The organism is Bacillus sp. FSL M7-0791 (assembly GCF_038627085.1).
Lineage (GTDB): Bacteria > Bacillota > Bacilli > Bacillales > Bacillaceae > Bacillus > Bacillus safensis.
In genome coordinates this window covers 3,103,802-3,123,549 of sequence record NZ_CP152022.1, presented here as the reverse complement: position 1 = coordinate 3,123,549, position 19,748 = coordinate 3,103,802, and the positions used below count along the sequence as shown (strand labels likewise).

Annotated in this window: 17 protein-coding genes and 1 other annotated feature; of the genes, 13 read left to right on the top strand and 4 right to left on the bottom strand. The window is 41.6% G+C overall.

Translation table 11 applies throughout. The features are described 5' to 3' along the window. Nucleotides 1-38 precede the first annotated feature (38 nt). From secA to MHI08_RS16090, 3 genes are all read left to right on the top strand, one after another. Nucleotides 39-2,564, top strand: a complete 2,526-nt coding sequence (secA, locus tag MHI08_RS16100) for a preprotein translocase subunit SecA (protein ID WP_041107999.1) — start codon at nt 39-41, stop codon at nt 2,562-2,564. Between the two features lie 67 nt (nt 2,565-2,631). Next, a protein-coding gene (gene prfB, locus MHI08_RS16095) for a peptide chain release factor 2 (protein ID WP_117612516.1) occupies nt 2,632-3,733 on the top strand; the annotation gives its coding sequence in 2 pieces (ribosomal slippage) (nt 2,632-2,703 and nt 2,705-3,733; 1,101 coding nt in all). Between the two features lie 124 nt (nt 3,734-3,857). Beyond that, entirely contained in the window at nt 3,858-5,651 is a 1,794-nt protein-coding gene (locus MHI08_RS16090) for a M3 family oligoendopeptidase (protein WP_342499774.1), read from the top strand. A 213-nt stretch (nt 5,652-5,864) separates the two neighbouring features. Here MHI08_RS16090 and MHI08_RS16085 read toward each other — a convergent pair whose 3' ends face one another. Beyond that, nucleotides 5,865-6,599, bottom strand: coding sequence for an alpha/beta family hydrolase (locus MHI08_RS16085; RefSeq protein ID WP_087976091.1), 735 nt, complete (start codon nt 6,597-6,599; stop codon nt 5,865-5,867). A 189-nt stretch (nt 6,600-6,788) separates the two neighbouring features. On the opposite strand from MHI08_RS16085, the gene MHI08_RS16080 reads away from it, so the two are divergent. The 5 genes from MHI08_RS16080 (at nt 6,789) to MHI08_RS16060 (ending at nt 11,341) form a co-directional block, all read left to right on the top strand. Beyond that, nucleotides 6,789-7,637, top strand: a complete 849-nt coding sequence (locus MHI08_RS16080) for a YitT family protein (RefSeq protein WP_024426245.1) — start codon at nt 6,789-6,791, stop codon at nt 7,635-7,637. Between the two features lie 48 nt (nt 7,638-7,685). Further along, on the top strand, nt 7,686-8,015 hold the full coding sequence (gene cccB, locus MHI08_RS16075) for a cytochrome c551 (RefSeq protein ID WP_342499773.1): 330 nt from the start codon (nt 7,686-7,688) through the stop codon (nt 8,013-8,015). A 383-nt stretch (nt 8,016-8,398) separates the two neighbouring features. Next, nucleotides 8,399-9,085, top strand: a complete 687-nt coding sequence (ftsE, locus tag MHI08_RS16070; RefSeq protein WP_041107991.1) for a cell division ATP-binding protein FtsE — start codon at nt 8,399-8,401, stop codon at nt 9,083-9,085. Further along, entirely contained in the window at nt 9,078-9,968 is an 891-nt protein-coding gene (gene ftsX / locus MHI08_RS16065) for a permease-like cell division protein FtsX (protein WP_024423600.1), read from the top strand. Before ftsE ends, ftsX begins: the two co-directional genes overlap by 8 nt. 110 nt (nt 9,969-10,078) lie before the next feature. After that, a complete protein-coding gene (locus MHI08_RS16060) occupies nt 10,079-11,341 on the top strand; it encodes a M23 family metallopeptidase (RefSeq protein ID WP_034623763.1) in 1,263 nt (420 codons plus the stop codon). Between the two features lie 49 nt (nt 11,342-11,390). On the opposite strand, the gene MHI08_RS16055 is transcribed toward MHI08_RS16060, so the two are convergent. Then, a complete protein-coding gene (locus MHI08_RS16055; protein ID WP_024423598.1) occupies nt 11,391-12,131 on the bottom strand; it encodes a sulfite exporter TauE/SafE family protein in 741 nt (246 codons plus the stop codon). A gap of 153 nt (nt 12,132-12,284) precedes the next feature. On the opposite strand from MHI08_RS16055, the gene MHI08_RS16050 reads away from it, so the two are divergent. From MHI08_RS16050 to MHI08_RS16040, 3 genes are all read left to right on the top strand, one after another. Next, nucleotides 12,285-13,733 carry a S41 family peptidase gene (locus tag MHI08_RS16050; protein ID WP_034623765.1) on the top strand — a complete coding sequence of 483 codons (1,449 nt, stop codon included), beginning with the start codon at nt 12,285-12,287 and terminating at the stop codon, nt 13,731-13,733. Between the two features lie 344 nt (nt 13,734-14,077). Further along, a complete protein-coding gene (locus MHI08_RS16045; RefSeq protein ID WP_007500014.1) occupies nt 14,078-14,431 on the top strand; it encodes a swarming motility protein SwrAA in 354 nt (117 codons plus the stop codon). Between the two features lie 68 nt (nt 14,432-14,499). Next, a complete protein-coding gene (locus MHI08_RS16040) occupies nt 14,500-15,687 on the top strand; it encodes a PDZ domain-containing protein (RefSeq protein WP_342499772.1) in 1,188 nt (395 codons plus the stop codon). Nucleotides 15,688-15,696: 9 nt separating this feature from the next. Here the strand turns inward: MHI08_RS16040 and MHI08_RS16035 are convergent, their stop codons facing one another. Continuing rightward, on the bottom strand, nt 15,697-16,062 hold the full coding sequence (locus MHI08_RS16035; protein WP_041107978.1) for a winged helix-turn-helix transcriptional regulator: 366 nt from the start codon (nt 16,060-16,062) through the stop codon (nt 15,697-15,699). 227 nt (nt 16,063-16,289) lie between these two features. On the opposite strand from MHI08_RS16035, the gene MHI08_RS16030 reads away from it, so the two are divergent. After that, entirely contained in the window at nt 16,290-16,964 is a 675-nt protein-coding gene (locus MHI08_RS16030; protein WP_041107976.1) for an NAD(P)H-dependent oxidoreductase, read from the top strand. A gap of 89 nt (nt 16,965-17,053) precedes the next feature. Continuing rightward, nucleotides 17,054-17,279: a binding site (T-box leader), on the top strand. A 75-nt stretch (nt 17,280-17,354) separates the two neighbouring features. After that, entirely contained in the window at nt 17,355-18,704 is a 1,350-nt protein-coding gene (locus MHI08_RS16025; RefSeq protein ID WP_025093979.1) for an amino acid permease, read from the top strand. A 44-nt stretch (nt 18,705-18,748) separates the two neighbouring features. On the opposite strand, the gene MHI08_RS16020 is transcribed toward MHI08_RS16025, so the two are convergent. After that, nucleotides 18,749-19,741 (bottom strand): glycosyltransferase family 2 protein, encoded by a 993-nt coding sequence (locus MHI08_RS16020; RefSeq protein WP_202738567.1) that lies wholly within the window; start codon nt 19,739-19,741, stop codon nt 18,749-18,751. Nucleotides 19,742-19,748 lie beyond the last annotated feature (7 nt).

The following is a 19,748-nucleotide window of genomic DNA, read 5'->3' as shown; positions in this document are numbered from 1 at the left end:
ATGCCGAAAAATTGCATGAAATAGAGGAGCGTTATTATATGCTTGGAATCTTAAACAAAGTGTTTGATCCTACGAAACGTACGATCAGCCGATATGAAAAAAAGGCAAATGAAATCGAAGCTCTCGCTCAAAATTTTGAAAAATTATCTGACGAGGCTTTACGAAATAAAACGATTGAATTTAAAGAAAAACTTGAAAAAGGACAATCCGTGGATGACCTGCTGGTTGAAGCATTTGCAACGGTTCGCGAGGCATCCCGCCGCGTAACAGGAATGTTCCCATTTAAGGTGCAGCTCATGGGGGGCATCGCGCTTCACGAAGGTAACATCGCTGAAATGAAAACAGGTGAAGGTAAAACATTGACATCAACAATGCCTGTTTATTTAAATGCTCTTTCTGGAAAAGGCGTCCACATCGTGACAGTCAACGAATATTTGGCAAGCCGTGATGCGCAGGAAATGGGCAAAATTTTTGAGTTTCTTGGTTTAACAGTCGGCTTAAACTTAAACAGCTTAGACAAAGATGAAAAAAGAGAAGCGTACGCCGCTGATATCACGTATTCAACAAATAATGAACTCGGCTTTGACTATTTACGAGATAACATGGTGCTGTACAAAGAGCAAATGGTTCAGAGACCGCTTCATTATGCCGTGATCGATGAGGTTGACTCCATTTTAATTGATGAAGCGAGAACACCTCTTATTATCTCAGGACAAGCTGCGAAATCAACAAAGCTTTATGTACAAGCCAATGCATTTGTCCGCACATTAAAAATCGAAGATGATTTCACGTATGATATTAAAACAAAAAGTGTGCAGCTGACTGAAAGCGGAATGACGAAGGCGGAAAAAGCATTCGGCATTGAGAACCTGTTTGATGTCAAACATGTCGCGCTGAACCATCACATCGCTCAGGCGCTGAAGGCACATGTTGCGATGCAAAAAGACGTGGATTATGTGGTAGAAGAAGGCCAAGTAGTCATCGTTGACTCCTTCACAGGACGTTTAATGAAAGGACGCCGTTATAGTGAAGGGCTGCATCAAGCCATCGAGGCAAAAGAAGGTCTTGAAGTACAGAACGAAAGCATGACACTAGCAACAATTACGTTCCAGAACTACTTCCGTATGTATGAAAAATTATCTGGTATGACTGGTACAGCAAAAACGGAAGAAGAAGAATTCCGTAACATTTACAACATGCAGGTTGTGTCAATCCCGACCAACCAACCAGTGGTTCGTGATGACAGACCTGATTTAATTTACCGCACAATGGATGGTAAATTTAAAGCAGTGGCTGAGGATGTTGCGCAGCGCTATATGACAGGGCAGCCAGTTCTTGTCGGAACAGTAGCAGTTGAGACATCTGAGCTTATTTCTAAGCTGCTTAAAAATAAAGGCATTCCTCATCAAGTGTTAAACGCAAAAAACCATGAGCGTGAAGCACAAATTATTGAAGAGGCTGGTCAAAAAGGTGCTGTGACCATTGCAACAAACATGGCAGGACGTGGTACAGACATCAAGCTTGGCGAAGGTGTAAAAGAACTTGGAGGTCTGGCTGTTATCGGGACAGAACGTCATGAATCCCGTCGTATTGATAACCAGCTTCGCGGACGTTCTGGACGTCAAGGAGACCCAGGGATTACCCAATTCTATCTTTCCATGGAAGATGAATTGATGCGCCGATTTGGTGCAGAGCGGACGATGGCGATGCTTGACCGCTTTGGCATGGATGACTCTACACCAATCCAAAGTAAAATGGTGTCTAAAGCCGTTGAATCATCTCAAAAACGTGTAGAGGGGAACAACTTTGATTCCCGTAAGCAGCTTCTGCAATACGACGATGTGCTTCGTCAACAGCGTGAAGTAATCTACAAACAGCGTTTTGAAGTCATCGATTCTGACAACTTAAAATCAATTGTCATCAATATGATCCAATCTTCAATTGAGCGTGCTGTGGGATCTTATACGCCAAAAGAAGAGCTGCCTGAAGAATGGAAACTAGATGGTCTTGTTGAATTAATCAACACGAACTATTTAGACGAAGGTGCCATTACGGTCAAAGATATCTTCGGTAAAGAAGCAGATGAAATCACAAGCTTCATCATGGATCGGATTAAAGAAAAATACGATGCAAAAGAAGAAACATTTGGCGAAGAACAAATGCGTGAATTTGAAAAAGTCATCGTTCTTCGTGCGGTGGATTCAAAGTGGATGGACCATATCGATGCGATGGATCAGCTGCGTCAAGGGATTCATTTACGTGCGTACGCACAAACGAATCCGCTTCGTGAATACCAAATGGAAGGATTTGCGATGTTTGAGCATATGGTGGCTTCAATTGAAGATGATGTGGCCAAGTATGTCTTGAAATCAGAAATCCAAAACAACCTAGAACGTGAAGAAGTGGTTCAAGGTCAAACAACGGCCCATCAGCCGCAAGAGGGCGATGAGGAGAAGACAGTGAAGAAGAAGCCGGTACGTAAAGTCGTAGACATTGGACGAAACTCCCCATGTCACTGCGGAAGCGGCAAGAAATATAAAAATTGTCATGGGAAGACAGAATAAGTAATGGAAAGAGGTGAAAACCTCTTTCTATTCATGTCAGCCCCCATACATCTATGAGGTGAAGGATATGGAATTAGTAGAAATTAGACAAGAGCTTGAAAATATGGCTAGCAGGCTAGCTGATTTTAGGGGGTCTCTTTGACTTAGAAACAAAAGAGGCCAAAATCGCAGAGCTTGAAGCGACGATGTCAGAGGCTGATTTTTGGAATGATCAGCAAAAGGCTCAAGGCGTTATCAATGAAGCCAATGCACTGAAGGATTCTGTGAATTCCTATCATGAGCTCAGTGAATCGCATGAAGAGCTGCAAATGACGCATGACTTATTAAAGGAAGATTATGACGAGGAGCTTCATGCAGAGCTTGAAAAAGAGCTGAAGAGCTTAACGAAGCAGTTTAACGAATTTGAACTGCAGCTTCTTTTAAGCGAACCTTATGATAAAAACAATGCCATTCTTGAGCTTCACCCAGGTGCAGGCGGTACTGAATCACAGGACTGGGGTTCTATGCTTCTGCGAATGTACACTCGCTGGGCAGAGCGCAGAGGCTTTAAGGTCGAAACGCTTGATTACCTTCCAGGTGATGAGGCAGGGATTAAGTCTGTGACTTTGCTCATCAAAGGGCATAACGCGTACGGTTACTTAAAAGCTGAAAAAGGTGTCCATCGTTTGGTTCGTATTTCTCCTTTTGATTCTTCTGGCCGCAGACATACATCCTTCGTTTCCTGTGATGTCATGCCGGAATTCAATGAAGAAATTGATATTGATATTCGGACAGAGGATATCAAGGTAGATACGTATCGTGCAAGCGGAGCAGGTGGCCAGCACGTGAATACGACGGACTCTGCCGTTCGTATCACACATATTCCAACGAATGTCGTCGTGACGTGCCAAACAGAAAGATCACAAATTAAAAACAGAGAACGTGCGATGAAAATGCTGAAATCGAAACTTTATCAAAAACGGATCGAAGAACAGCAGGCAGAATTGGATGAAATCAGAGGAGAGCAGAAAGAAATTGGCTGGGGAAGCCAGATCCGCTCTTATGTATTCCACCCTTATTCTCTTGTGAAAGACCATCGAACCAATACGGAGATGGGAAATGTTCAAGCGGTGATGGATGGAGATTTAGATTCATTTATCGATGCGTACCTACGTTCGAAATTATCATAAAAACTCGGCTTCTTGCCGGGTTTTTTTAATTGTGAGAAAATATAATGAATATAAAGGAATACATACGACATACTGATTCTATATCCTTTGTATGATGAAATTAGCAAATAAAGGGGGAAATATTTTGGGATTAACACCATTGCAAGAAACGTGGGATTTAGATGCCTTTTTTAAAGGAGGCAGTTCTTCACCAGAATTTAAGACATACCTGCAAAACATTCAGCAGCTACTAGATGAATTACGACAAAAGGTGGGTGCCTTTTCAAAAGAAGATACACACATTGAAAGCAAATTAACGTCTGTCCTTGACACGTATGAAACTACATATAAAAAATTATCTCAAGCAGGTTCATTTGTATCCTGCCTCCAAGCTCAAAATACGAAGGATATGAAAGCAGGCAGCCTTCGAGGTACGATTGCCAAGCTGGAAGCTGATTTAGGAACCATCCTTGCACGGTTTGATCAAGCGCTTGCTGCTATCCCTGTAAACAAGTGGGAAGAATTGATGAATTCAGCAGCCTTTTCAGATGTCCGCTACATATTAAATGAGCGAAGAGACCGTGTGAAGGATCAATTACCTGTTGAACAAGAAACGCTGATTCAAAAGCTGGCTGTAGATGGGTACCATGCGTGGGATGAGCTTTATTCCCGCTTAGTGAATAAAATTACCATTCCGTTTGAACAGCATGGAGAAACGCAGATGATCTCTGTAGGCCAAGCAGAAAATGCTATGGATGATTCAGATCGTGAAGTCAGAAAGGCCGTTTACCACAACCTAGAGCATGCATGGACGCAGGATGAACATTTATTTGCTAGTACGCTCAATCACCTTGCTGGTTTTCGTTTGCAAGTGTATGAAGCAAGAGGCTGGGATCACATTTTAAAAGAGCCGCTTGAAATTTGCCGTATGAAACAAGAAACCCTTGATACGATGTGGTCTGTGATTGATGAACATAAGCAGCCATTCATTGATTATTTACACCGTAAAGCTGATATGCTTGGAGTGGATAAGCTGAGCTGGTTCGATGTTGGGGCTCCTATCGGCAGTGAGACCAAAATCTATCCTTATCAAGAAGCAGCTGCTTTTATTGTGAAACATTTCGCTGGATTTGGAGAAGAGCTCGCTGCTTTTACAGAAAAAGCCTTTAATGAACGCTGGGTAGAAGCTGAGGACCGTCCAAACAAACGGGTAGGCGGCTTTTGTACAAATTTCCCTGACAGCGGAGAATCACGTATTTTTATGACCTTCTCAGGAAGTCCATCCAATGTGGCGACACTAGCACATGAGCTTGGTCATTCGTTCCATCAGGAAGTGATGCAGGATGTTCGCATTCTGAATCGCAAATACGCAATGAATGTAGCTGAAACAGCGTCGACATTCGCAGAAATGATTGTTGCTGATGCTTCATTAAAAGAAGCGGCAAATGAAGAGGAGCGTCTCAGCCTGTTAGAGGATAAGCTGCAGCGCAGTGTAGCATTCTTCATGAACATTCAATCTCGTTTCTTATTTGAACAGCGCTTTTATGAAGAGCGTAAAAAAGGAGAAGTGCCGGCTGATCGGTTGAATGAATTGATGGTCGAAGCGCAGAAGGAAGCGTTCGGTGACTCATTAGATGAATACCATCCGCATTTCTGGGCGTCTAAGCTGCATTTTCATATCACGAATGTTCCATTTTATAATTTCCCATACACCTTTGGATACATGTTCTCGTTAGGAATTTATGCAAAAGCATTGCAGGCTGGTACATCGTTTGAGGAGAAATACATTGCATTATTAAAAGATACTGCTTCAATGACAGTAGAAGATTTAGCCAAAAAGCATCTAGGCGTTGACCTTACCCAAAAAGCATTTTGGGAAGAAGCCATTCGTTTGGCTGTAGCAGATGCTGAAGAATTTTTAGAAGTGACAAAAAAATAATAATGAAAAGCTCCCATTACGGGAGCTTTCAGACTGTTGACAAAGGGCTAAAATGATCTTTATTTTAGCTCTTTGTCTTCTTTTCAGCGTGATAGAAAACCTTTGAAGTCTAGGAAGGACGAGCATTGGCGCGGAGCGAATTGAACATTCGTGAGCACCAACGCGCAGGACTGACAAAGAATGCGAGGGTTTGTCTACACGCTGAAGCTCCCATTACGGGAGCTTTTTTGCTGGCTTCAACCAGTCAAGCATTGTCTGAATGAGATCATTTTGCTGCGACAGGGCTGGAATGTCCGCTGGCTGATCCCCTTTTTGTTTGCCATACATGCCAAATTGCGCATGATTCCCGCCTTTTATTTCATGATAAACGGTTTGAGACGGCAGATTTGCTTTCGATTTCTTGATTTTCTCTTGTGTTGCCAGCCCATCCTTTTCACCTGAAATAGAAAGGACTTTTAATGAAGATTGTTTCAGGTCATCTGATGCTGGATAAGATGCTAGGAAAAAGAGTCCATCGAGCTTGCTCTGATTTTTTTCTGCAAACATTGAGGCAGCAGCCCCGCCAAGTGAATGTCCGCCAATATACCAGTGTTTGATCGTTTGGTGATCTTTGATGATGTCCTGCGCTTTGTTTGGATTGAAAATCGCAAAGGAAAATGGCATGTCAGGGATAAAAACAGAGTAGCCTTTTTTCATCAGCGTATCCCCGATATAGGCATATGCAAGTGGTTCCACCTTTGCCCCAGGATAGAGAATGATGCCAGTATCACTTTTTGATGCTTCAAATGTATAAACATTGTTTTTATGTTCCACTTGCTCCATGTTCACTTGTTTTTTTAATGCTTCTGATGGTCCATATGTAAAGCGGCTCCATGTATAGAAAGCACCAAAAGCTAAGATGATCAGTGCAAGTAATGTCATACCTGTTATCTTCAGTATTTTCTTCATCGCATGCCCCTTCTTTCTCATGTACATATTAAATATACCATCATTTACTTCTATGCCAACCGGCAAGTACGCTGATCCGTCTGTGTGATAAAGTATTAATCCATTAGCACTGCATTTGGCTGTTATTTACAATCGTTTTAAGAGGGCTTAAAATAGGTGTGCATTCAGAAGTAACGGAGGAAGAAAGACATGAAGCAGGGACATTCACAATTTTGGATCGAAGTGAAAAATTATTTGTTCATTTTAATCGGATCTGCCATCGTAGCGATTGGGTTTAATACGTTATTATTACCGAATCAGATTGCAGCAGGCGGTGTGAGCGGCATTAGTACCATTATGCAGTCATTCGGCTTTGAAGCGGCTTATGTGCAATGGGGGCTCAATATTCCATTGTTTATCGCTGGCTTTTATTTATTAGGCGGTACATTTGGAGTGAAAACACTCGTTGGCTCGATTTTTTTACCTTTCATGGTGTTTGTCACAAGACATATTGCACCTGTCACACATGAAGCACTGCTAGCGGCTATTTTTGGCGGAGTGGTCATTGGGATCGGAATAGGGCTCGTGTTTCTTGGGAATGGATCAACGGGTGGAACGGCACTCGCTGCCAAAATCATCAATAAGTACACAGGACTCACGCTAGGCACCTGTTTAGCAATGATGGATGGCTTGATTGTTCTGGCTGCGATGACGGTCTTTGGAATTGAAGAGGGGCTGTACGCGGTCATTGGTGTGTTTATTTCTAGTAAAACGATTGATGTGGTACAGGCTGGCTTCAGTCATTCAAAAATGGCAATGATCATTACAGGGCATGAAGATGAAGTCAGACAGGCGGTTTTTGATCAAATTGACCGTGGTGTGACGAAGATCTCAGCAGTCGGAGGATATACCGATCATGACCGCCCAATTTTGATGTGTGTCGTTGGGCAATCACAATTCACAAAGTTGAAACAAGTGGTGAAAGCAATCGATGCATCAGCATTTGTCATCGTGATGGATGCAAAAGAGGTGCTTGGTGAGGGTTTTAAAAGGGCATAAACAAGGATATAATAGCGTTGACCAAATGATTGCAAGGGAGGGAAATAGATGAAAAAAAGCGGATTAACGATGCTATTTGCAGCGATGCTTCTTGTTCTCGCGGCTTGTGGAGGAAATTCAAGCAGCAGCGACAAAGAAGGCAGCAAAAGTGCTTCATCTGTGAGCAGTGGTGAGGAGATCTATCAGCAAAACTGTATTGGCTGTCATGGGAAAGACCTATCTGGCGGAGGCGGACCAAGCCTGAAAGAAGTAGGGAAGAAATATAATGAAAGACAAATCGCAGATATTGCGCAAAACGGTAAAGGCTCTATGCCAAGCGGAATGGTAGATGAGAAACAAGCAAAAGAAGTAGCAAAATGGCTTGCAGAGAAAAAATAAAACCTTTGTCTAATCGACAAGGTTTTTTTGTTTTTTTATATGTAGAAAAAGACTTTTGGATAGTATGAAAACGCATTATATTAAATTTTATTTAAAAAATAAGGGTATAAAGGCATGTTTTTCGGTTTTGATTGTTCTATTTACCTTTTATTTATAAGTTTTGAAATATAAATGTAATACCATTGCGTCGATTCATGACGTATAATTGGAGTTGTTGAAATTTAGACGATTCAATTTTTTCATCTTTTTGGATGAAAAGGACATAAATTGTTAGTAAGTATCGAAGGGTATGAGCGTGACCATACATAACGTTTTTTGACGAGAAGTGTCAAAACATCATGATAAGCTGTTAGTCAGCGAATAAGAAAAGATTAGGTGATTACATGATTCAAATGAAGGAAGTCTACAAGATCTATCCTAATGGCGTAAAGGCGATCAATGGAATCAATGTCTCTATCCATCCAGGAGAGTTTGTGTATGTTGTTGGTCCCAGTGGTGCTGGTAAATCCACTTTCATCAAAATGATGTATCGTGAAGAGAAGCCAACCAAAGGGCAAATCTTAATTCATAACAAAGATTTAGGCTCAATGAAGGAAAAAGAAATTCCTTACGTAAGAAGAGAAATTGGCGTAGTATTCCAAGATTTCAAGCTGCTTCCAACTCTTACTGTGTTTGAGAACGTAGCATTTGCGCTTGAAGTAATTGGTGAACAGCCTCATATCATTAAGAAAAAAGTGCTTGATGTTCTCGATCTGGTTCAGCTAAAGCACAGAGCGCGCCAGTTTCCTGACCAGCTGTCCGGCGGTGAACAGCAGCGTGTGTCTATCGCTCGCTCGATTGTCAATAGCCCTGAGGTCGTCATTGCAGATGAGCCGACAGGAAACCTTGATCCAGACACTTCTTGGGAAATCATGAAGACGCTCGAAGAGATTAATAACCGCGGGACAACAGTGGTTATGGCGACACACAACAAAGAAATTGTAAACACCATGAAGAAACGCGTCATCGCAATCGAAGATGGAATGATTGTGCGTGACGAAGCAAGAGGGGAGTACGGAATTTATGATTAAAACTCTCTCGCGGCATTTACGTGAGAGCTTCCGTTCACTTGGAAGAAACACGTGGATGACATTTGCATCAATTAGTGCGGTTACTGTCACATTGATTTTAGTTGGGGTTTTCCTTGTGATTATGCTCAACTTGAATAACATGGCATCGAACGCTGAAAAAGAAGTAGAAGTAAAAGTATTAATCGAATTAACGGCGAATCAAAAGCAGCAGGATGAATTAAAAGCAGAAATTGAAAAGATTCCTGAAATCAGTGATGTGAAGTACTCATCTAAGGATGACGAACTGAAAGCACTGATTAAAAGCTTTGGAGAAAATGGACAATCCATGGGGCTTGTTGATCAAGAAAATCCATTAAACGATGCGTTTATTGTGAAAACAACAGATCCTCACGATACACCAAAAGTAGCGAAGAAATTAGAAAAACTAAAGGGTACATATAAAGTAACCTATGGAAAAGAAGAGGTCAGCCGACTCTTTAATGTAGTCGGAGTAGCACGTAATGTCGGTATTGTGCTCATTATTGGGCTGTTATTTACAGCTATGTTCTTAATCTCCAATACGATCAAAATTACGATTTTTGCTAGACGTAAAGAAATTGAGATTATGAAGCTGGTAGGTGCAACGAACTGGTTTATCCGCTGGCCATTCTTCATTGAAGGATTATTGCTTGGTGTATTTGGTTCCATTATACCAATTGCCCTATTGCTTGGCACGTATCAATATGCAGTAGGCTGGGTCGCACCGAGAGTACAAGGCTCATTTATTTCAATGCTTCCATACAACCCGTTTGTCTATCAAGTATCACTGATCCTGCTAGTGATCGGTGCAATCATTGGTGTATGGGGAAGCTTAACGTCTATCCGTAAATTCTTAAAAGTATAAATATATTTTGATGGCAGCATTCGAGGAATCTATAGAAGATGTGACCGGTTGATCTGATTCATCCGGTCGGCTCTTCATGTCGACAGTTGTCATGGGAGGGGAATATCGTTTTGAAAAGAAAGCTGATGATGGCTGGAATGGCAGCGTTTATTGGAACAACGTGGCTATACATTCCAGGGAACGAGAATCGTGCATTCGCATACGAAGACCTAGATCAAAAACGTCAACAAATCGAAGAGAAAACATCGAAGACTGAATCAAGCTTGAAGAAGAAGAAGTCAGAGCTGGCAAAGCTTGAAAAGAAAGAATCAAAGCTCAAGAAAGAAATTGAACAAATTGACCAAAAGGTAAGTACTGCAACTGAAAAAGTCGCTGAAAAAGAGAAAGAAGTTAAAAAAACGAAGCAAGAGATCAAGAAGCTAAAAAAAGACATTCAAGTCATCAATGAGCGAATTGAAAAAAGAAAAGCCATTTTCAAAGACCGAATTCGTTCAATGCAAAAAAGCGGCGGTACGATCAACTATTTAGATGTGCTGCTAGGTGCTCGCAGCTTTAGTGATTTTGTCGGTCGTGTTGGGGCTGTCACAACGATTGTCGAAGCAGACAAAGACATGATTACAGAACATGAAAATGATTTAAAGCTGGTGGAGCAAAAAGAAGCAGAGCTAAATAATCAGCTAAGCGGACTTGAAACATCTCTGAAAGAGCTAGAAGCACTTAAAAAAGATTTATCTAAGAAGCACAAAGAAAAAGAACACATTTTAGGTGATGTGACAGATAAAAAAAATCATGCACATGATGAACTAGGCAAGCTTGAGAATGAACAAGAAATCCTAGCGAATCAAAAAGCGGCAGTGAAATCTGAGGAAGCACACCGACAAAAGGAAGAAGCGGAGAAAGCAAAACAAGCAGCTGAAAAAAATGCACCTGCACCTCACAGCGGCGGCTCAGATCAAGTATCTGATACACCAGCAAGCAGCTCAGGCTTTATTAAACCAGCTGCTGGCCGATTCTCATCTGGTTTTGGCGGACGTTCTGGCGGAAACCACTTCGGATTAGATATTGCAGCAAAGGGCACAGTTCCTGTCTATGCAGCAGCATCTGGAACCGTCACAAACTCAAGCTACTCATCGAGCTATGGAAATGTTGTGTTCATTACGCACAATATCAATGGACAGACGTATCAAACTGTATATGCCCATCTGTCTACAAGAAGTGTGTCAACAGGACAGAGAGTCGAACAAGGACAATTCCTTGGCTATATGGGAAATACCGGCCAATCGCATGGTCAGCATCTTCACTTTGAAATTCATAAAGGATTATGGAATGGCGCAAAATCAAATGCAGTCAATCCAGCGCAATATATCCGCTAATCAAAAAGCCGATAACATGATGTTATCGGCTTTTTTGGTCTAGATAGAATTAAAACAGCAGCAGTAATCCGGCAATAATAGGTGTTAACAGAACAGCTGATTTCAATAAGAGCTTCGGTGCAAGGCGTGTGAATTTCGCGCCGATAAATGCGCCTAATACGGTTCCAATTAATATTTGGATCAGCAAGATAAAATCAACATAACCCTCTGAAATATATCCAATTCCACCGCCGATAGAAATCGGAATAATGACAAGCATGGTCGTGCCAACAGCTTGCCGAATCGACAGCTTCAGTAAAATCAAAAGTCCTACTTGAATAAATGGTGCAGACCCGATACCAAACATGCCTGACAGCATCCCAGACACAAGGCCTAAAATAATGCCTCTTGTCATCAGCTGACGTGAAGAAAGCGGCTGCTGTTCAGCCTCTTCATTAAGAACAAATAGTTTGATCATCATAAAAACAGCGGATAAAAAAAGCATTCCTGCTGTTAAATAGTGCAGACTCTCTTCTGGAATAAAAGGAGCAACCTTAGCCCCAGCAAAAGAAGCGATACAAGCAAGAGCCCCGACAATCAAACCGGATTTCAGCTGAATGTTCCCTTCCCGGTAGTGGCTGTATGCACCTGATAGTGTCGTAAATGCCATAGCGGCTAATGACGTCCCGAGTGCGGTATGGATAGGGATATCAAAAATTAATGTAAGCAATGCGATGACGAATCCCGCCCCGCCTGCTCCTACAAAACCTAATAAAATTCCTAATAAAAGCATCGTCAAGATAATATACATAGCGAAGACTCCTTCTCAATCATAACAAAATAAAAATTACACCTAATAAAATGATTCGTCAAGCCTTCACGAGAGAATGTCTTTACATGAAATCCCTTCTTCTGGCATATAATAACTCAGGTCATGAGGAAGAGTTGAAGAAGGAGGCCAAATATGAAAAAACAAATCGCATCTATTATGGCAAGTGTCGTTCTCTTAATAAGTGCAGGTGTGATGACGCATAAAGAGGGAACTCATGCGGAGTCAACGCAAGCAGCCGCTGCAATGGCTGGACAAGCTCAATCAAGTGATAAGGCGAAAGAGAATGGGATGGAAAAGATCGAGAAAGCCTATGACCTTATTTCAAATGAATATGTAGAGGAAGTGGATCGGCAAAAGCTGCTTGAAGGCGCGATCCAAGGAATGCTTTCGACGTTAAACGATCCGTATTCAGTATACATGGACAAGCAGACCGCAAAGCAATTTTCTGATTCGCTTGATTCTTCCTTTGAGGGAATTGGGGCAGAAGTGGGGATGGATGAAGGAAAGATCATTATCGTCTCCGCCTTTAAAAAATCCCCTGCGGCAAAAGCAGGTCTAAAGCCAAAAGATGAGGTCATCAGCATTGACGGTGAGCCGATGAAAGAAAAAAGCTTAAACGATGCTGTACTGAAAATAAGAGGAAAAAAAGGGACGTCTGTCGCCTTAACAATCAAACGAAACGGGATTGAAAAAGAGCTGACGTTCCATATCAAACGAGAAGAAATTCCGCTTGAAACAGTGACTTCCTCTGTAAAAGAGGTCAATGGTCATAAAACAGGCTATATTGCGATCTCCAGCTTCTCTGAAGATACGGCGAAGGATTTCACGTCAAGCCTGAAACAGCTCGAGAAAAAGGGCATAGAAGGCCTTGTACTGGATGTGAGAGGAAACCCTGGCGGCTATCTGCAAAGTGTGGAAGATATTTTGAAACATTTTATTACGAAGGATCAGCCCTATATTCAAATCGCAGAACGGAATGGCGATCGGAAACGATATTTTTCAAAACTGAAAGAACAAAAGCCTTACCCAGTCAACGTCTTAATTGATAAAGGCAGTGCTTCCGCTTCGGAAATACTTGCTGGAGCCATGAAAGAAGCTGGAAAGTATGAAGTTGTCGGTGATGTCTCCTTTGGAAAAGGAACTGTGCAGCAGGCGGTTCCGATGGGAGATGGAAGTAATATTAAATTAACGCTGTATAAATGGCTCACGCCAAAAGGCAATTGGATTCACAAAAAAGGCGTCGTACCGACAATTGCGATTCATCAGCCGGATTACTTTACCGCAGGTCCGCTTCAGCTGAAAGAACCGCTTCAGCTTGATATGAACAATGAAGAAGTAAGACAAGCGCAGACGCTGTTAAAGGGATTGTCATTTGACCCTGGCAGAGTAGATGGATACTTTGATGAAGAAACGAAAAAGGCCGTACTTGCCTTCCAAAGCACATACAATCTCGATAAATCAGGTGTCATTGATTTAAAAACAGCAGAAATGATGAACAAAATGGTGGATGAAGTGAAATCTTACGAAAAAAATGACCTTCAATTACAGACTGCACTAAAAGCACTATATCTTAAAAAATAAAGAGGCGAATAATAGCCTCTTTTTTTTGGTTCATAAGTGTCATGAACATGTAATAATTTATGATTAAAAATAAATTATATCGAGAAATATATTCATTTATTTTACAAAAAACATAACATTCCTTCAATTTTACCCGATAACATATGTATATAAGAGACTTTCTGTTGATTTAAACATGTCATGAAAATGAAACTTTTGAAAGTTGTATGTTACATAAATAATTCTTACAATAAAAAGTAGCACTCATTTTAAATATTTTATTTTTTGCGGATATTCAGCTTGAGCATTAAGCTGTACCGAGGTTTGCGCTTTTCTTAAAAGAACTAGTAAATGGGGGTACACAATTGAAAAGGGCAAGTATTGTGAGAGAGAAAAAATATTACGAGTTGGTAGAGGAACTTAAGAGTCGTACGAAAGATGTGACGTTTTCCGCTACAAAGGCATTAAGTCTGCTCATGCTGTTAAGCAGGTACTTGGTCAATTACACAACGGTAGAATCAGTCGACGAAATCGATGAAGACTGTGCTGAGATATACTTCAATTATTTAATGGATAATCATAAGAGACTTGGTATAAACTTAACCGACATCAAGAGGTCGATGCAGCTGCTCGGCGGCATACTAGATGTAGATGTCAATCACTACTTAAAAGATTTTTCACTGTCGAATGTCACACTTTGGATGAATCAGGAGAAATAAACCTGATGTCAAGCATCGATTTATTTGATAGAATAAGAGAAAATGCTTGACTTGGGCGGTGAACGATAATGAGCTCGGAGTGGATGGGAGCCGGATTAAAAGCGGTCGGTCTGTTTTTAATCCATCCTCTTTTTTATTTCATGATATTAATCAGCCTATTGCATGGCTACATCCGCGTAAAGCGGGAGAGAAAAGCGTTTCAAACAAGAATAGAAGATGTATACGATGAACTTAAATTTACATATTCAAAGGGATGGATTCTAGGGATTTGCCTATCCGTTATTTCAGTAGGCTTAGGGATTGCCCTCCCCCCTGGATTCATCGTGCTGATTGCAGCGATGACCATCGTTTTCTCTTTATTCTTTAAGGCGAGTGCGCTTTCGTCTGCATACACACTCGGTTTCAGTTTTATTGCGGCACTTGGACTGATGCATTTCCAAGTGAGTCATTCTTGGCTGCCGCAGCTCTCAATGATGAATGCATCAGCCGTTGTCATTCTGCTAGGACTTCTATTAATGACCGAGGGAATTCTAGCCTATCGAACGGCGCATTTACGTACATCGCCTGCTATGGTGATGAGTGCGAGAGGACTTTTAATTGGTCAGCAGCGGGCGAACCGTCTGTGGCTTTTACCGCTTGTTTTGCTGATGCCGGCAGGTGAATTCACTTCTTCTCTGCCATGGTGGCCGGTGCTTCAAGTGCATGATCAAAGCTTTTCATTTATTTTGATTCCATATATCATCGGATTCGGTCAGAGAATTCAAGGCTCACTGCCAATTGTTAGTATTCAAATTACAGCGCGGCGTATTCTCATGCTCGGACTCGCTGTCGCCTTATTAGGTGCTGCAAGTATTTGGTTTGAACCGATTGCTTGGGGAGCTGTATTGATTGCGGTGATAGGAAGAGCCTTTCTCTCATGGAAGCAGAGGGTCAATGACAATGCTGCCCCGTTCTACTTCTCTAAGCGTAATCAAGGGCTGATGGTGCTGGGGATTATTCCAAATACACCAGCGGCTGATTTAAAGCTTGAGATCGGAGAAGTCATCACAAAAGTGAATGGAATTGAAGTCAAAACCGTTTCGGAATTTTATGAAGCCCTTCAAACCAATCGTGCTCTAACAAAGCTCGAGATCATTGGCCTAAATGGTCAGACAAGATTTGAGAAACGTGCTTCTTACGAAGGGGAGCATCATCAGCTTGGCATCCTGTTTGTGAAGGATGATCTACAGCAAGAACCAACGGCAATTTCATCTTAAAAAAAGCTGCTAGAGATGGCAGCTTTTTTCTTTTGGGCGCACTTCTTTCCCGTAGGATTCGCCCCATTCACGCATGGCGAAGATGATAGGCTTTAATGTATTTCCGAGAGAAGTGAGGGAATATTCGACACGAGGGGGGACCTCCTCATAGACTTCTCTATGGACAACGCCGTCTTGTTCAAGCTCACGCAATTGCAGTGTGAGGACACGCTGAGAAATTCTTGGCAGCAGCCGGCGCAATTCATTGTAGCGTTTTGGTCCGCAAGTCAAATGATAAAGGATCACTCCTTTCCATTTCCCTCCGATGACACTTGTCGTCACTGAAACGGGACAGCCATGATTGACAATACTGACTGGATTGGATGGTGCACTCATCTTAACACTCCTTTCTAAGACAAATTTGGTGATACACGAACAAGATGGTAACTAACGAACAAAAATGTGCGTACTTGAATCACTCGAAGCTTTTCTTATACCATAGAGATATCACATCACACATTCGGGCTGTTGTTTTTTTATCATAACAATTTCTATATGGGAATGGAAAGAAATTGGATTGATGAAACTAACGCCCTAATTGGTTAATAGAAAGGATGAATACAATGCGAGACAAAGAGCAATTAAAAAAAGAAATCATTGAGGCGTATGAGTTCCGCCATGCGACAAAAGAGTTCGACCCAACGAAAAAAATATCAGAGGATGATTTTGCATTTATTTTAGAAACAGGAAGACTTTCCCCAAGCTCTGTAGGGTTTGAGCCTTGGAAGTTCCTCGTTGTTCAAAATGAAGCATTTAGAGAAAAATTAAAAGAGTATACATGGGGAGCGCAAAAGCAGCTTCCTACTGCCAGCCATTTTGTGATCATCTTGGCAAGAACAGACGCCCGTTATGATTCAGCATATGCAGAATACATCAACAAGCAAATCAAAGGAATGTCAGACGAAACGTTCGAGATGGTGAAGGGACGCTACCAAGAATTCCAAGAGAATGATCTTCATTTGTTAGAAAATGAACGTACGCTCTTTGATTGGGCTTCAAAACAAACGTATATTGCCCTTGGAAACATGATGACAGCCGCTGCACAAATTGGCATTGATTCATGCCCAGTCGAGGGATTCAGCTACGATGAGATTCATCGCATTCTAGATGAAGAAGGGCTGCTTGAGGATGGTCAGTATGATATTTCTGTCATGGCAGCCTTTGGTTATCGTGTCACCGAGCCGAAGCGCGGCAAAACGCGCCGTCCGATGGATGAAGTAGCTGTTTGGATTCGTTAAAAGAGAATGTCTGAAAAAGGATGTTGACAATTGCGTGGTTAGTCAGTATATTTAAAAAATAAAATCTTTGATGAATATACAAATTGACTATAAACGCTTTGACTTGAGAATAGTAGATGAACATCCGTTTTTTTAAGAGAGCTGCGGGTTGGTGCAACGCAGTAAAACGAATCATTGAACTCGCTCAAAGAGCGGTAAGACTGAATGAATAGTAAGTCTTTACGTGTGACCTCCGTTAACGGGTTTTAAGTTGGATTCAGCTATGGCTGAATCAATTAGAGTGGTAACGCGGTTGCAAGGTCAGTCGTCTCTTCAAGGAGATGACTGGCCTTTTTATATGCTTTTATCCTATATTTGTCTGAAGATTCAAATTTAAAGGAGCTATAGAAAATGGAAAAGGAACATGTGCAGTTAAAACGAACAATGACGTCAAGGCATATTATGATGCTCGCACTTGGCGGAGCAATTGGTGCTGGTCTGTTTAAAGGAAGCAGCTCTGCTATTGATATCGCAGGTCCTGCTGTCATTTTGGCATATATGATTGGTGGTCTTATTTTATTATTTATTATGCAAGGACTTGCCGAAATGACGGTTGCACGACCTGGCGCAAGAACATTCCGTGATTTAATTGAACCGGTGTTAGGCAAATATCCGGCTTATTTCTTAGACTGGATATACTGGAAAATGTGGGTGCTGAACATTGCAGCAGAAGCAATCGTATCTGCGATCTTTATTCAGTACTGGTTCCCACAAGTGCCGATTTGGATACTTGTGTTAATCATTTCACTTGTTGTGACATTGATCAATGTTTGTTCTGTTAAAATGTTTGCTGAGACGGAGTACTGGTTAGCTTCTATTAAAATTGCTGTCATTCTTTTATTTATTATCATTGGGTTAACCATGTTGTTTGTCTCATTTGGTCAGCATGCAGCACCGGGATTATCCAACTTAACAGACCACGGAGGATTTTTCCCGAATGGAACAGGCGGCTTAATTGCGGCCATGCTTGTGGTGGTGTATTCATATGGCGGGACTGAAATGATCGGGGTCACATTAGCAGAAACAAAAAACCCTGAAAAAGTCATCCCAAAGGCCATTCAAAGTACATTTGTACGAATCATCGGCTTCTATGTACTGCCGTTCTTCATCATCGTCAGCTTGATTCCTTGGAATCAAGTAAACAATGAGCAAGTGAGTCCATTCGTCACCGTGTTTGCAACGATTGGCGTGCCATATGCAAGTGACATCATGAACGGTATCATTTTACTAGCGATCTTGTCTTCTATGAACTCTGGGCTGTACGCATCCTCAAGGGTACTTTATACGCAAGCGATGGATGGGCGTGTATGGAAGGGCTTTTCAAAGCTATCAAAACAGCAGGTGCCTGTTAGAGCGATCCTAGTGTGTACATCTACATTGTATGCCGCTGTATTGATTTCCCTTTTTGTAGGAAGTCAAACTTTTAATTATTTAATGGGATCTTTAAGCTATACGGTCTTATTCATCTGGTTTATTATTGCTGTCGGGCATTTAAAATCTCGAAGTGTAGCAGAACCAGGAGGATATCGCGTGAAGCTGTATCCTTTCACAACATGGTTTTCTGTGATTGCGATCATTGCCATTTTCATCGGCGTTGTGTCAACAACTCCAATTGTCCAAACGATGGTCACAATGGGCATTTATCTGATGATTACTCTTTCTTTCTTCATCAACAGAAAGCGGTTTGAAACAGCCGCTTAATACAAAAAGCGTGCGGGACCTTTAAAGAGGTCTCACACGCTTTTTTAATGCTGTTTGTATTGCTTGAAATGAACAGGGGGTTGAACAGAATGTGGCTTTGACTGAAGCCCGTAACTCTCTCTTACGATGTAAAGTGGTCGATCTTTTGCCTCGTCGTAGATTCGGCCGATGTATTCCCCAATCATTCCTAGCATAAAGAGGATGATGCCGCTAAAGAACAGCTGTATGACAATTAATGAACTCCATCCTGTAATGGTGCTGTTTGTAAAAAGCTTTAAGTAAAGTACAAGAAACATTGAAATGAATCCGATAGCGGAAAGGGCAATTCCTGCGATACTCGCTAGCTTCAAAGGTTTATAGGAAAAGGAAGTGATTCCATCCATCGAGAGCTTGAGCATCTTTTTGAGCGGGTATTTTGTTTCTCCTGCTAGACGTTCATCTCGAACGTACTCTACTGCAATTTGTTTGAAACCTACCCAGCTGACTAGGCCGCGAACAAATGGATTTTTTTCTCGTATTTTTCTCATTTCATGGCACACTCTACGATCCATTAACCTGAAGTCACCGGTGTCGATTGGGATATCTACTTCGGTGATTTGACGTAAAACGCGATAGAAAAGGGAAGCGGTTTGCTTTTTGAAAAAAGTCTCGCCTTTTCGTTTGGTGCGCACGGCGTATACGACTTCATAGCCTTCTTTCCATTTTGCGATCATCTCTAATATCAATTCAGGCGGATCTTGTAGGTCTGCATCTATCACGATGACAGCTTCTCCCTTTGCATAATCCATCCCAGCTGTAATGGCAATTTGGTGTCCGAAGTTACGTGAGAAATCAATGAGTCTTACATTCGGATCGTTTTGGGAATACCCTTTAATTAGTTCAGCTGTTCGATCCATACTACCGTCATTGACGAAGAGAAGCTCGTATGCTTCTCCCGTCGAATCCATGACTGTTTTCAGTCGCTGATAGGATTCATGGATCACAAGTTCTTCATTATAGACTGGGACTACAATAGAATATCGTATGTTCTTTTCCATCAGTCAT

Coding starts and splice junctions, on each gene's coding strand:
- MHI08_RS16050 (WP_034623765.1), top strand. CDS start 12,285: ATGAAAAAACAAATCGCATCTATTATGGCAAGTGTCGTTCTCTTAATA.
- MHI08_RS16030 (WP_041107976.1), top strand. CDS start 16,290: ATGCGAGACAAAGAGCAATTAAAAAAAGAAATCATTGAGGCGTATGAG.
- secA (WP_041107999.1), top strand. CDS start 39: ATGCTTGGAATCTTAAACAAAGTGTTTGATCCTACGAAACGTACGATC.
- MHI08_RS16020 (WP_202738567.1), bottom strand. CDS start 19,741: ATGGAAAAGAACATACGATATTCTATTGTAGTCCCAGTCTATAATGAA.
- MHI08_RS16080 (WP_024426245.1), top strand. CDS start 6,789: ATGAAGCAGGGACATTCACAATTTTGGATCGAAGTGAAAAATTATTTG.
- MHI08_RS16085 (WP_087976091.1), bottom strand. CDS start 6,599: ATGAAGAAAATACTGAAGATAACAGGTATGACATTACTTGCACTGATC.
- MHI08_RS16035 (WP_041107978.1), bottom strand. CDS start 16,062: ATGAGTGCACCATCCAATCCAGTCAGTATTGTCAATCATGGCTGTCCC.
- ftsX (WP_024423600.1), top strand. CDS start 9,078: ATGATTAAAACTCTCTCGCGGCATTTACGTGAGAGCTTCCGTTCACTT.
- MHI08_RS16040 (WP_342499772.1), top strand. CDS start 14,500: ATGAGCTCGGAGTGGATGGGAGCCGGATTAAAAGCGGTCGGTCTGTTT.
- cccB (WP_342499773.1), top strand. CDS start 7,686: ATGAAAAAAAGCGGATTAACGATGCTATTTGCAGCGATGCTTCTTGTT.
- MHI08_RS16055 (WP_024423598.1), bottom strand. CDS start 12,131: ATGTATATTATCTTGACGATGCTTTTATTAGGAATTTTATTAGGTTTT.
- MHI08_RS16025 (WP_025093979.1), top strand. CDS start 17,355: ATGGAAAAGGAACATGTGCAGTTAAAACGAACAATGACGTCAAGGCAT.
- ftsE (WP_041107991.1), top strand. CDS start 8,399: ATGATTCAAATGAAGGAAGTCTACAAGATCTATCCTAATGGCGTAAAG.